The following is an 11981-nucleotide window of genomic DNA, read 5'->3' as shown; positions in this document are numbered from 1 at the left end:
TCCTTAGCGCTTAGTAAGCGAAGGACCGGTCGAGGGCTTCGAGCAGCTTGTCGATGTCCGGCAGGTACTGGGATTCGACCTTCGAGATGGGGTATGGCATGTGGAATCCACCTACGCGAAGCACAGGTGCTTCCAGGGACAGGAAGGCGCGTTCGGAAATGCGCGCGGCGATTTCGCCACCGAGACCGCCAAAGGTCGGCGCTTCGTGGGTGATGATCAGCCGTCCGGTCTTCTGCACCGATTCGGTGATGGTGTCGAAATCGATCGGCGAGAGCGAACGCAGGTCGATCACTTCAACCGAGCGGCCGTCCTCGCGGGCGGCTTCCGCGGCAGCCAGCGCGATGGGAACCAGCGGGCCGTAGGCGACGATGGTCGCGTCTTCTCCGGGGTGGACTATCTGAGCCTTGAATGCGTCCAGCGCCGGAGCTTCGGTATCAACCTCGCCCTTGAGCCAGTAGCGGCGCTTGGGTTCCAGGTAGATGACCGGGTCCTTGCATTCGGCGGCCTGCTGGATCATCCAGTAGGCGTCGTGCGCGTTGGAGGGGGTGATCACGCGCAAACCCGCGGTATGCACGAACAGGGCTTCCGGGGATTCGGAGTGGTGCTCAATGGAACCGATGCCGCCGCCGTAAGGAATGCGGATGACCACAGGCACGGTCAGCCGCCCCTCGGAGCGGGCATGCATCTTGGCCAGCTGGGTGGTGATCTGGCTGAAAGCGGGGAAGACGAAGCCGTCGAACTGGATTTCCACCAGCGGGCTGTGCCCCCGCAGTGCCATGCCGACCGCGCCGCCCACGATACCGGCTTCGCCCAGTGGGGAATCGATCACGCGGTGGGCACCGTACTTGTCGATCAGCCCTTCGGTGATTCGGTATACGCCGCCGAGGCGTCCGATATCTTCGCCCATGAGGATGGCGCGGTCATTGGATGCAAGCACCTTGTCCAAGCCGTTGGTGATGGCCTTGGCAAGAGTCATGGTTGTCGTCAATTTATTTCTCTCCCTGTCCGGCTTCGTCCGCGAACCCGGCTTCGTAGTCCAGATGCCATTGCAGTTCTTCCTGGACTAGTGGGTGAGCTTCGGCGTACACCTGCTCAAAGGACTTGGACAGCGGCGGAACGGGGAAGGCCATGGCGTCCTTGCGGACCTGAGCGGCCATCGCGTTTCCGTCCCGTTCGAGTTGTTCAAAGAACGCTTCGTCGACGATGTTGCTCTCTCGCAGGTAGGTTTCCATGCGGATTAGCGGATCCTTCGGCGCCCAGGCCAGCTCTTCTTCGCTCTGGCGGTACTTGGTCGGGTCATCTGCGGTGGTATGCGCACCGAGGCGGTAGGTAACCGCTTCGATCAGCACCGGTCCCTTGCCGCTTCGCGCATGCTCCATGGCCCAGCGGGTGACCGCCAGGACCGCCAGCACGTCGTTGCCGTCCACGCGGATTCCCGGCATTCCGTAGCCAGCGGCGCGGGTGACCAGCGGGACCTTCGATTGAACTTCAAATGGCACCGAAATGGCCCACTGGTTGTTCTGGCAGAAGTACACCACCGGTGCGTCGAAGGAGTTGGCGAAAACCATCGATTCGTGGGTTTCGCCTTCGGTGGAGGAGCCGTCGCCGAAGTAGGTCAGCACCGCGTCACCCTGTTCGGCGCGTTTCGCTTCATCCCAGCCATGCTGTTCAAGATTAATCGCCATGCCGTAGCCGGCGGCATGCGGCAGCTGGGCGGCAAGCACCATGGTGTACATGTGGAAGTTGTTTTCCCGCGGGTCCCAACCGCCGCCGGAGATGCCGCGGAACAAGCGAAGCATCTCGGAGAAGGAGACATTGCGGGTGAGCGCAACACCGTGTTCGCGGTAGGTCGGGAAGATGTAGTCCTTCGGGCGGGCGGCTCGGCCCGAACCGATTTGCGCCGCTTCCTGCCCACGCAGCGGGACCCAGAGGCAGAGCTGACCTTGGCGTTGCAGGGCCGTGGCTTCTTGGTCAAACCTGCGGGTCAACGCCATGTCGCGGTAAAAACCACGCAACATGTCATCGTCAACATCGCCCAAATACGAATCATAAGTTTCGTTGGGCAGACGCTGGCCTTCCGGGGTCAGAATCTGAATCAGATCCTGGTCCGTTGCCTCGGTTGCGGCACGCGGCATAAAACTTCCTTCGATCAATTATATGCCCCACAAGGAATACATTCCCTATGGGACATATAGCGGCTTAACTAATGAACAGCCTATATCTCAAGGCGTCTAAAACGCGAGAATTAGAAGCAGGTCAGCTCTGCTTTAAATCGAGAGAATTCTTGCATAATTCAATGATCCGGTCGTTGGCCGCTGCCTCGGCAATCGAGATCCGCACGCCCTCACCGGCAAACCCGCGAACCGACAGCCCTTGGCTCTGGGCTCGTTCGGTGAAAGCCTGTGTGTTTCCGCCTAGCGGCAACCACACGAAGTTCGCCTGGGTTGCCGGGAAATCCCAGCCCAGCGCCTTCAATGCAGCCACCACGCGTTCGCGCTCCTGCACCAAGGTGTTGACCCGCTCAAGCACCTTATCGATGTTTTCCAAGGAGGCGACGGCGGCATCTTCCGCCACTGAAGAGACCGCAAATGGTGTGGCGACGACACGAATATTGTCGGTGATTTCCGGGTGCGCGACGCTGTAGCCAACCCGCAGATTCGCCAGGCCGTGGGCCTTGGAGAACGTGCGCAACAACACCACGTTTTCATTCTCGCGGTAGGTGTTGACTCCGTCCACCGCTTCGGGATCGCGCACAAACTCGATGTACGCCTCGTCCAGCACGATCAGCACATTGCGCGGCACTCTCGTTATGAAGTCATCGACCTCGCTCTGGGTCAGGATCGGGCCGGTGGGGTTGTTCGGCGTGCAAAGCAAGATGACCGAGGTATTTTCGTTGACTGCTTCGATCATCGATTCAAGATCGTGGCGGCCATCTTCCAGCACGGGAATTTCTACCGGCAGCGCGCCTGCGCTCTGCACCAAAATTGGGTAGGCCTCGAAGGAGCGCCATGCATAGATAACCTCGTCTTGGACGCCGTCTTCGTTCTGACCGGCAAAGGTCGTCAGAATCTGCGCCAGCGCGCCGAGCGATCCTGCACCGGTGACGACATCTTCGGCTGGTACGTCGAGGTAATCGCTGAGGCTCTCGCGCAGTTTCGTGGAGAGGCTGTCCGGATAGCGGTTCAGCGCGTCCTGTTCCATGACCGCCCGACGCACCTCATCCAATGGGCCAAAAGGGATCTCATTGGAGGACAACTTGAAAGATTCAAGTCCTTCGATTGCTGTCGGTGGTTTGCCGGCGGCGTATTTTGGCAAGCGCGCAACTACTGAACGAGGTTGCACCAAATCTTGGGTCACGGGGTTCTCACTCATACATCAAAGCCTAGCCCTCGGTAGGTCAATCGGCAGATTCTTTGCTCACCGGGCTTCCAGTCTTTTATGGCAAAGTTGTCTCATGAGCTTTTTGATTCGAGTCATTGTTAATGCATTGGCCCTTGCCGCAGCGGTATGGATTGTCCCCGGAATCCAGATCAGCGCCATCAGCGAAGGCCTCCTTGGATCCGCGATCGCCTATTTGATCGTGGGCGTGATCTTTGGCCTGATCAACGCGTTGGTGCGGCCAATAGTCTCGTTCTTCTCGATGCCGATCACTTGCCTCACCTTGGGCCTGTTCACCGTGATCATTAATGCGCTGATGCTGATGCTGACCAGCTGGCTGACTCAGTTCACGCCGGTGGGCCTTAGCATCGACGCATTCTGGTGGGACGCCATTGTCGGCACCATCATCATCTCGATCGTTTCGGCAGTCCTCGGCTTTTTCGTTGGCAAGGAAAAGCGCTAAGCGCTAGCGGGCTGAGCCGTATTTCTCTTCCTCCCAGTTTTCATGCTTTGTGTTTCGCGGGCGCTCTTTGCGTTCGATCTTGAATTTGCGAAATTTCAAAGGCCCCGGAGGAAGCCCGAATTCCCGCAGATTCTCGTGCAGATCCGGGATCGGCTTCTCCACCAGCTCTTCGAGATGGTCTCCGTAATTATCTAGGTCGTGCGGTTTGCCGAACAACCCCTCGTCGAGCTGTTCCTCAAACCTCGGACCGTCAAATTTCACGGTGATTTGATCCTTTTTGCGTTTGTTCTCCACCCCGTCGGTACCAGGAACCATGTCTTTGGAATCCTCAATCGACAGGCTTCGAATGTCTTCGGGAAGATCTATGTGGCCAATGGGAGAACCGAGGGTCAGCATCTTTTCCATCTTGAACTTCTTGCGCAAGAACCTGTTCTTCATCAGATTCGCAATATGAATCCCGCCTTGCGAGTACCCGCTGAGGATCACCTCGTCGCCCTCGCGGGCACCAGTGATGTGCAGGGCCTCGCTGATCGGTCCGGCGAAGTTCTCCGATTCGAGGCTGAACGCATCGATGATGCCGTAGGTGTCAAAGGGATTATTGCCATTGCCCTCCCCCTGAGTCCCGGGAAGAATGACGAGATAAACGTTCTCTCCATCTTGCTCGGCCTCGGCGATCAGAATCTGCCCATCATCGCTGGGTCCCGCATCGTTGAGAATCTTATGAAGCTGGTAGTAGCCGTTCAGCGTGCCGTCGATCTCAACCTGTTCCACCGGTTGGGCGTCGCCGAGGTGCAGTTCCTTGCTCCGCAATGGCCCCCAGGTAGAGATGAAATCGGCCAGTTTTTCGGTCGTTTCGTGCATCATCAAGGGCTGCGGGCGCGCAAAGCCAAACCGGTCCCGTGGCGAAGAGAGCAAAACAAAGAGCTTGAGCAGCGTTTCCATGTCGGTGGTTGGCGGGCGGGAATCGTTGTTGCGCGTGCTGTTCCAAGCGTCCAGCAGAATCTGCCATTTGGCAGAGACCAGAATCGAGTTCTCGATTCTGGTCTCTGCCCTGACGTAGTTCTCGATTGCTGCGTGCACCTTCTCCTCCAACCTCCGGGCGCCGATCACGGCTTCGGCCGCGTGGTGGTAGCCGGTGCGTAATTTGTCCGCCAGTATCCCCAGTGAATAGCCGCGGTTACCGATTCCGTTTACCCAGCATTGGGTTTGCGCTTCTCGCTGGCATTCTTGCGCGCGCACCGAGGCTCTCAGCAGTTGCGTCTCCACACTTTGGAGTTGCCCGTAGACTTGTTGGCAAATTTGAGCCGATTGGGCGTAATCCAAGGCGTTGTAATTGACGTCATATCCCATGGCTAGGAAGCCATTCGCTGATTGAGGATCTCCGCTTCCAACGCGTTCATCTCCCTGATCGCCAACGACAGATAGGACTCGGCTTCGCCCAGCGCTTTGGTGAGTCCCACGAGCCTGTCGCTGAGTTGGCTCACCTCCGAGGCAAAGGCCTTGCCTGCCGAAGATCTCCAAGTCAGCGAACCGATTGAAGAGAGCTGTTCGATGGCGAAACGCGTTGTTGACTGGGCGTCATCCAGCTGGAAGGCCACCGAATCCAGGGTCGCCTGAAACATCATGATTAGCTCCCACCCGTCATTCTCCACCGGCGAATCGGTGAAAATCTGCCTTCATCTTCACCCTGCTGCTGCCTCTTTCGGCCCGTTTGGGCACCGGCTGTGGAAAGAAGGATGTGTGTAAAAGATGTGATGTGCACGCAGTGATGAAAGAATATGAACATGGCTGAGATTGCGCGCACTTCCCTTGCTAATGAACCCCTGGCACTTGGTGCCCTCGATGGACGCTACCGCAGCGCGGTGGCACCGTTGGTTGACTACCTTTCCGAAGCGGCGCTGAACCGCGATCGTGTTCACGTGGAGATCGAATGGTTGATCCACCTGGCCGAGAACTCCGTGCTGCCGGGCACCTCCCCGTTCACCGCCGATCAGCAGGCTGCCCTGCGCAAGATCGTCACGGACTTCAACGCCGACTCGGTGAAGGAACTGGCCGAGATCGAGGCCGTCACCGTCCACGACGTGAAGGCAGTCGAGTACTACATCGCTAACCGCCTGGACGCTATCGGCATTGGCAACCTGAAGCCGCTGGTCCACTTCGGCTGCACTAGCGAAGACATCAACAACCTCTCCTATGCTCTGGGCGTCCAGGGCGGCGTCACCCAGGTGTGGTTGCCTGCGGCCCGCGAGCTGGTGACCCAGCTGACCAAGATGGCCGAAGAGTCCCGCGACGTTCCGATGCTTTCGCGCACCCACGGCCAGCCGGCAACCCCAACCACCTTGGGCAAGGAACTGGCAGTTCTTGCCTGGCGCCTAACCCGCCAGCTGGACCGCATCGAGAAGACCGAGTACCTGGGCAAGATCAACGGCGCCACCGGCACCTATGCCGCCCACTACGCTTCGGTTCCCACCGCTAACTGGCAGCAGGTTTCGCAGTCCTTCGTCGAGCACCTGGGACTGACCTGGAACCCGCTGACCACCCAGATCGAATCCCACGACTGGCAGGCAGAGGTCTACGCCGACATCGCACGCTTCAACCGCATCCTGCACAACCTGTGCACCGATGTGTGGAGCTACATCTCCATCGGATACTTCGCACAGATCCCTGTGGCCGGAGCAACCGGCTCCTCGACCATGCCGCACAAGGTGAACCCGATCCGCTTCGAGAACGCCGAGGCGAACCTGGAGATCTCCAACGGCCTGCTCGACACCCTGGGTGCCACCCTGGTCACCAGCCGCTGGCAGCGCGACCTGACCGACTCCTCCTCGCAGCGCAACATCGGCACCGCCATCGGCCACTCGGTGCTTGCCATCTCGAACGTCGCCAAGGGCCTGGATCGCTTGGATGTCGCCGAGGCGGTACTCGCAGAGGATCTGGACCACAACTGGGAGGTGCTCGCCGAGGCCATCCAGATGGTCATGCGAGCCGAATCCATTGCCGGCGTTGCAGGCATGGACAATCCTTATGAGCGCCTGAAGGACCTGACCCGCGGACAGCGCGTGGACGCGGCCCGCTTGAAGGAATTCGTTGGCGAGCTGGGCTTGTCGGCGGACGCCGAGGCTCGTCTGCAGCAGATGACCCCGGGCAGCTACACCGGCATCGCCTCTGAGCTGGTTGACCACCTGAAGTAGTCTTCCATCGCAACGGCCGTGAGTTCCCATCGGGTATTCACGGCCGTTGTCGTATCCGCGCGCTGCCGTAGGTGAAACACCACTCACCCTCCCTCGAATCCTCCAGATGTTACATCGCTTAGACTTTAAGTGTTCATCACATCAAGGAAGAGGGACATGTTTCTCACAGTTCTCATCATCATTGGCATGCTTCTCGGGCTAGTCTTCGTCTTCGGCAGCGCGGGCATGAAAGCCGGCACGAAGTCCAAGGGAAATGCCCGGTTGACCGGCATCGGCATTCTGGTCGTTTCGCTGGTTGTTCTCGGATTCGCCTCAGCCACCATCGTTCAGCCGCGCACCGTCGGGGTGAAGATCGCCCTGGGCAAGCCCACCGCCGTCATCGGCAACGGCTTCCACCTCAAGGCGCCGTGGGAAACCGTGGAGAAGCTCGACGGGTCGGTCCAAAACGACGTGTACTCTTCGAACAGCGCCATCCCGGTCCGCCTGGGGAATAACGGCAAGGCGAACGTCGACGCCTCGATCCAGTGGCAGTTGAAGACCGACGACGCGATGTCCGTGTTCCTGGACTACCGCACCTTCGAAGGCATCCAGTCCAACCTGGTGGATCGCAATTTCCGCGCCGCGTTGAACGAAGTCATGGCGAGCTACGACCCGCTGGCCTACACCGATCCAGCCGATGGAGGCCAGGACCTCGAGGGCCTGGCCAAGTCCGTGCGGACCAAGATGCAGGAAAAGGTCGGCACCCAGATCGACATCCGCTCGGTAACCCTGCCGATCATCAACTTCGATGAGCCGACGCAGAATCGCATCAACGAGCTGCAGGCCGAAACTGCGAAGACCCGCATCGCCGAGCAGCGCAAGCAAACCAGCGCCGCCGAGGCCGAGGCCAACAAGATCCTCGAGCGGTCCATCACCCCCGAGACGCTGACATCCAAATGCTTGGACATCGTCGCAGAATCAGGCAAGAGCCCGATCGGCTGTTTCCCCGGCGGAGGCGTCCAGCCAATCACCATGGTCGGTGGCGACGAGGGCAAATAGCGCCAAGGCGCACGGCTCCACTGGAGCCGTGCGCCTTGTTATGCAATTCCGGGTGGCTCCGTTTTATCGATGCCGCCGATGCTTCGACTTGCCCCCAACGGGGCAGGCCGAAGGGATATATCGCGCTTTAGACCAATGCGGCCTTGAGCTCGCGGGCCGCGGTCGCCGGGTCGGCCGCACCATAGATGGCGCCTCCGGCCACCGCCACCTGGGCCCCGGACTTCTGCACCTCGGCGATCGTGCTGATGCTGACCCCGCCGGCCACCGAGAACGGAACTGCTGCGATCGCCCCCGCGCTGAGCAGGCCAGTCAGGTCGTAACCGGGCTGCGCCTGCTCGTCCAAGCCGGCGTGGAACTCGACAAATTGAGCTCCCAACGCGATGACCTCCTTCGCACGGGCGGCCTTGTCCGCGATGCCGATCAGATCGACGACAATGCCCTTATTGCGCTCCTTGGCAGCCTTGACGGCGCCCGCCACGGTGGAGTCGTCTGCGCTGCCGAGCACGGAGACCAGATCCGCGCCGGCTGCGAAGGCGATGTCGGCTTCCAGTTCGCCGGCATCCATCGTCTTCATGTCGGCGAACACGATCTTGTCCGGGTGGGCGCTCTTGATCGCGGCAACCGCCGAGAGGCCCTCGGCCTTGATCAGCGGGGTGCCCAACTCGATGATGTCGACGTACGGGGCGACCTTGGCCGCCAGCTCCAGCGCGTCCTGGGTGGTCAACAGGTCGATGGCAACTTGGATTTTCATGATGATCTTCTTTCGGTTGTTGTGTTTTTCGAGGAGGATTCGCGGCGGGCTATTCCAGGTTGGCGTGCCGCAGCCACAGCTCTTCGGCCGGCAAGTCCGTGCTGCTCCAGAGGCAGTGGAATAGCGATTCGGTGGCCAAAAAGAGCGACTGCTCGAAGAGGCTGCCCGAGTACTGCTTGCTCTTCGCCGATCCGTGGTCCGTCTTGCGCGCGGCCGGCACCTGCACAATCGCGGTGGCCAGATGCGCCAAGGGAGAATCCGGGTCCGTGGTCACCGCGGCGATGCGCGCGCCGAGATCGGCCGCAGTCTGTGCGCTTCTGACCACCCCGGAGGTGGTGCCCGAGCCTGAGGCCACCAGCAGCAGATCCCCCTCGGTGATGGCCGGAGTGGTGATATCCCCGGCCACGTGCACGGTGAGGCCCAGATGCATCAGCCGCATGGCGGCCATGCGCAGCACCAGACCGCTGCGCCCGGCACCGGCGACGAAGATCCGCTTGGCCGAACCGGCCAGCTCGGCCACCGCTGCGATCTGCCCGGGATCGATGGCCTGCATGGTCCCAGCGATCTCCGCCTGGATCATTTCCTGCGCGGCTAGAACATGATTTGTCGTGATTGCCGCCGCCGTGGTTCGCAAAGTTCCCAAGCCATTCCTCTCGATGCTCGCTTCGGTGCCCGTCGAGGACCCCGCCGTGTCTACAATCCATCCTCGCGATTCCTCCGGGTGGGCAATACCCCATTTTGTGACGGTTCATCCCACCCATTCAGGTAGGTGAGCCAGTCCCGGATGGAATACACTCGCTGTCATGGTTTCTTCCCCCGAGGGCATTGCTGCCGAACCGATTTCCCAAGACGGGCTCTGGCGGCTTCTCGATTCGCTGTCGCTGCTGGCGACCGCGCCGCTGCTGCAGATCGCCGAGCGCCTGCATGCCGCCCTGCCGCCCTGGATCAAATGCTCCGCGCTGCTGATCTTCACCGAAGAATGCACGGGCAGGCCGCAGAAGAAGTCGGGAAGCGAGGCAATCACCTCCCGGGTCACCATCGATGAATTGGACCAGCTGCGCAGCTCCCATCCGGGCCAGGACCGGTGGCGGAGCACCGCCGGGATTGGCGGGGCTCCGCGCGAAGTCCTTGCCTTGCGCTATCCGCCGAGCAATGCGCTCCTCGTGCTGACCGATCCGGTGTTGGCGCAGGAGCCTGCCGAGTCCGCCAGTTCCCGCGATCTGCTTGGCTACCTCTGGCGGCTCACGGCAGCCCGGATCCGCGAAAAGGTCGCCGACGCGCCGCCCTCCTACTTGCGTGAATCGCGGGCCGTATCGGCCGAACGCACCCGGGTGACCACCGAACTGGTCGACCAGTACTCCACCAGCCTGGACCTTCTGCTGGCCACCTTGCGCAGCACGCAGCTCAGCGATGCGCTGGCACGTGCCAAGGCCACCGACCTGGCGGCGAAGACCCTGGTGGGCTTGCGGTCCCTCGATGACCGGATCAATGGCATGGCCGAGGAACCGGTGGGCAGCGCCTTTACCCGCTTGCGCGAGGACCTGCGCCCCTTGAGCGAATCCGGCGGAGTGGAACTGCAATTCATCGAGCCGCCCGCCGATGGCAGGGCCTTGCCCGGAGAAGTCGCCTACGCGGCGCGCTCGATCATGCGCGGGCTGGCGCTGGTCATGATGGATCAAGAACAGATCCACCGGATTCGTGCCCAATGGGACTGCGACGGTGAGAACCTGCTGATCAACATGCGTGACGACGGACGCGGCGCCATGGATCAAGCGTCTCCGACTATCGAGCGCCTGAACCGTCAGGTGCAAGCCCTGGCCGGGCGGATGGAGCTGGAAGTCATCTCCGAGTGGGGCACCGATGTCTCGATCGTGCTGCCGCTCGATGCGCCGCAGAGCATGCCCGCCGATCTGGCCCAATGGAAGCTGGCCGCCCGGGAATTCGAGGTGCTCCAACTGCTGGCGGCGGGGCAGGGAAACCGCGCGATCTCCGCAGCCCTGGGCATCAGCGAGAATACGGTGAAGTTCCATGTCCGCAACCTCTTCAAGAAGCTGGATGTGCGTTCGCGCGCCGAGGCAGCGGCGCTGGCCCATAGCCGCGGCGTGCCGGATGCCGCTAGCGGGAAGCGCTGGGGCGAGGCCCCTGGAACCGTCAAACATCCACGAGCCGCAACGGAATAGGGGCCGGGGCAGCCTGATCGATGGCAGTGTTCCATAATGCCGGGCAAGATCGTGTTCGTGGTGGCCGGCGGACCGATCTTCAAGATCTCTTTCCCGCAGGTCAAGAGCCACGAGTTCCCGCTGGCAGCGGGTTCAGGATGCACGGCGGCCGCTCCATGCCAGTGCTAGAACTCGAAGTCCCCGAAGCTTCCTCCGGCACCGCCCAGGAAGTCCCCGAACGCTCCCCCGGCCTGGTCGCCCAGGCCCTCTCCGGCCGCGGAAAACTGTTCGCCGGCCCCGGCGAAGCCATCGAGCAGCGGGCCGGCGATCGCGGTGCCGATGAAGGCGCCGGCCACACCGCCCAGCAGGCCGATTCCGAGTCCGCCGGCAGCGCCGGCGGCCATGCCGCCCATGGATTTCCGTCCCGAACCGCCCCGCGAGAGGAGCTTGTCCATGAAGCCCGGGCGGGACACCTCGGCGCGGGTGGCGGCCCGGGCCAGATCCTCCGGCCGCTGCGAGGCCGGGCGCTCTGCGGCCGGCAGCTGCTCGGCCAGCTCGGCGTGCAGCAGCTCGCGCTGCGGGGCAGTCAACCGGGAGAAAGCCTCGGTGTGGGCGCGTTCCATATCCTGCGGCGGCGCGGTGCGCAGCATGTAGCGGTATTTCTCAATCGCCGCCTGGTCCTCGCGTGAGGCGCCCTGGCTACCGGCCGTCCGCGGTTGCGCCGCGCTTGGCTGGTTCGGGTAGTTCCGGTTTTCGTACCCGGCGTGGCTGCGCGGTCCGCGCGGATCCTGCTGGTTGTTTCGCTGGCCGGTGGTGCTGCGCTGGTTCAGCTGTTCCCGGACATACTCGCCGGCCAGCTGCTTTCCCTTGCGCAATAGCTTGTCGAACATCGCCACAACGTCCTCATTTCCTTGGTGGGTCGCGGCACGATTTACGCCCGCCTTGGCCCCGTTAAACTCCCCAGAGCCGCGCAGAGTTCCCGGTTTCGGCGTTTTCACAGC

13 protein-coding genes are annotated in these 11981 nt (G+C 61.6%); 5 read left to right on the top strand and 8 right to left on the bottom strand.

Annotated features, from left to right (window positions below; all coding sequences use genetic code 11):
* Positions 1-10: 10 nt before the first annotated feature.
* The 3 genes from ACT3TP_RS04950 to ACT3TP_RS04940 form a co-directional block, all read right to left on the bottom strand.
* Positions 11-976, bottom strand: coding sequence for an alpha-ketoacid dehydrogenase subunit beta (locus ACT3TP_RS04950; RefSeq protein ID WP_105552788.1), 966 nt, complete (start codon positions 974-976; stop codon positions 11-13).
* 13 nt (positions 977-989) lie between these two features.
* Positions 990-2135 carry a pyruvate dehydrogenase (acetyl-transferring) E1 component subunit alpha gene (pdhA, locus tag ACT3TP_RS04945; protein ID WP_444619639.1) on the bottom strand — a complete coding sequence of 382 codons (1146 nt, stop codon included), beginning with the start codon at positions 2133-2135 and terminating at the stop codon, positions 990-992.
* Between the two features lie 121 nt (positions 2136-2256).
* On the bottom strand, positions 2257-3372 hold the full coding sequence (locus ACT3TP_RS04940; RefSeq protein WP_105552786.1) for a histidinol-phosphate transaminase: 1116 nt from the start codon (positions 3370-3372) through the stop codon (positions 2257-2259).
* A gap of 82 nt (positions 3373-3454) precedes the next feature.
* Between ACT3TP_RS04940 and ACT3TP_RS04935 the strand changes: the two genes are divergently transcribed.
* Positions 3455-3841, top strand: a complete 387-nt coding sequence (locus tag ACT3TP_RS04935; protein WP_105552785.1) for a phage holin family protein — start codon at positions 3455-3457, stop codon at positions 3839-3841.
* Positions 3842-3844: 3 nt separating this feature from the next.
* Here the strand turns inward: ACT3TP_RS04935 and ACT3TP_RS04930 are convergent, their stop codons facing one another.
* Together ACT3TP_RS04930 and ACT3TP_RS04925 are read right to left on the bottom strand one after the other, a co-directional pair.
* Positions 3845-5107, bottom strand: coding sequence for a hypothetical protein (locus tag ACT3TP_RS04930; RefSeq protein WP_444619636.1), 1263 nt, complete (start codon positions 5105-5107; stop codon positions 3845-3847).
* A gap of 86 nt (positions 5108-5193) precedes the next feature.
* The gene (locus ACT3TP_RS04925; RefSeq protein WP_141393549.1) at positions 5194-5466 is read right to left on the bottom strand and encodes a hypothetical protein; all 273 of its coding nucleotides are present in this window, start codon (positions 5464-5466) and stop codon (positions 5194-5196) included.
* 159 nt (positions 5467-5625) lie between these two features.
* Between ACT3TP_RS04925 and purB the strand changes: the two genes are divergently transcribed.
* On the top strand, positions 5626-7032 hold the full coding sequence (purB, locus tag ACT3TP_RS04920) for an adenylosuccinate lyase (RefSeq protein ID WP_444619634.1): 1407 nt from the start codon (positions 5626-5628) through the stop codon (positions 7030-7032).
* Positions 7033-7188: 156 nt separating this feature from the next.
* Positions 7189-8070 carry an SPFH domain-containing protein gene (locus tag ACT3TP_RS04915; protein ID WP_444619632.1) on the top strand — a complete coding sequence of 294 codons (882 nt, stop codon included), beginning with the start codon at positions 7189-7191 and terminating at the stop codon, positions 8068-8070.
* A gap of 127 nt (positions 8071-8197) precedes the next feature.
* Here the strand turns inward: ACT3TP_RS04915 and hxlA are convergent, their stop codons facing one another.
* Positions 8198-8821 carry a 3-hexulose-6-phosphate synthase gene (hxlA, locus tag ACT3TP_RS04910; protein WP_096286894.1) on the bottom strand — a complete coding sequence of 208 codons (624 nt, stop codon included), beginning with the start codon at positions 8819-8821 and terminating at the stop codon, positions 8198-8200.
* Positions 8822-8870: 49 nt separating this feature from the next.
* Positions 8871-9455 carry a 6-phospho-3-hexuloisomerase gene (hxlB, locus tag ACT3TP_RS04905; RefSeq protein WP_444619764.1) on the bottom strand — a complete coding sequence of 195 codons (585 nt, stop codon included), beginning with the start codon at positions 9453-9455 and terminating at the stop codon, positions 8871-8873.
* Positions 9456-9624: 169 nt separating this feature from the next.
* On the opposite strand from hxlB, the gene ACT3TP_RS04900 reads away from it, so the two are divergent.
* Positions 9625-11001 (top strand): LuxR C-terminal-related transcriptional regulator, encoded by a 1377-nt coding sequence (locus tag ACT3TP_RS04900; protein ID WP_444619630.1) that lies wholly within the window; start codon positions 9625-9627, stop codon positions 10999-11001.
* Positions 11002-11037: 36 nt separating this feature from the next.
* Entirely contained in the window at positions 11038-11169 is a 132-nt protein-coding gene (locus ACT3TP_RS04895; protein WP_255248452.1) for a hypothetical protein, read from the top strand.
* On the opposite strand, the gene ACT3TP_RS04890 is transcribed toward ACT3TP_RS04895, so the two are convergent.
* The gene (locus ACT3TP_RS04890; RefSeq protein ID WP_444619628.1) at positions 11166-11978 is read right to left on the bottom strand and encodes a hypothetical protein; all 813 of its coding nucleotides are present in this window, start codon (positions 11976-11978) and stop codon (positions 11166-11168) included. The genes ACT3TP_RS04895 and ACT3TP_RS04890 overlap by 4 nt on opposite strands.
* Positions 11979-11981: the final 3 nt, after the last annotated feature.

It is taken from the genome of Glutamicibacter sp. AOP38-B1-38, from assembly GCF_052377485.1.
Classification (GTDB): Bacteria; Actinomycetota; Actinomycetes; order Actinomycetales; family Micrococcaceae; genus Glutamicibacter.
Note: the sequence above shows the minus strand (reverse complement) of the source record. Positions and strands in the feature narration are given on the sequence as shown.

Bases quoted from the DNA above. Each gene is read 5' to 3' on its own strand.
- ACT3TP_RS04950 (WP_105552788.1), bottom strand. From the start codon at position 976: ATGACTCTTGCCAAGGCCATCACCAACGGCTTGGACAAGGTGCTTGCA.
- pdhA (WP_444619639.1), bottom strand. From the start codon at position 2,135: ATGCCGCGTGCCGCAACCGAGGCAACGGACCAGGATCTGATTCAGATT.
- ACT3TP_RS04940 (WP_105552786.1), bottom strand. From the start codon at position 3,372: ATGAGTGAGAACCCCGTGACCCAAGATTTGGTGCAACCTCGTTCAGTA.
- ACT3TP_RS04935 (WP_105552785.1), top strand. From the start codon at position 3,455: ATGAGCTTTTTGATTCGAGTCATTGTTAATGCATTGGCCCTTGCCGCA.
- ACT3TP_RS04925 (WP_141393549.1), bottom strand. From the start codon at position 5,466: ATGATGTTTCAGGCGACCCTGGATTCGGTGGCCTTCCAGCTGGATGAC.
- purB (WP_444619634.1), top strand. From the start codon at position 5,626: ATGGCTGAGATTGCGCGCACTTCCCTTGCTAATGAACCCCTGGCACTT.
- ACT3TP_RS04915 (WP_444619632.1), top strand. From the start codon at position 7,189: ATGTTTCTCACAGTTCTCATCATCATTGGCATGCTTCTCGGGCTAGTC.
- hxlA (WP_096286894.1), bottom strand. From the start codon at position 8,821: ATGAAAATCCAAGTTGCCATCGACCTGTTGACCACCCAGGACGCGCTG.
- ACT3TP_RS04900 (WP_444619630.1), top strand. From the start codon at position 9,625: ATGGTTTCTTCCCCCGAGGGCATTGCTGCCGAACCGATTTCCCAAGAC.
- ACT3TP_RS04895 (WP_255248452.1), top strand. From the start codon at position 11,038: ATGCCGGGCAAGATCGTGTTCGTGGTGGCCGGCGGACCGATCTTCAAG.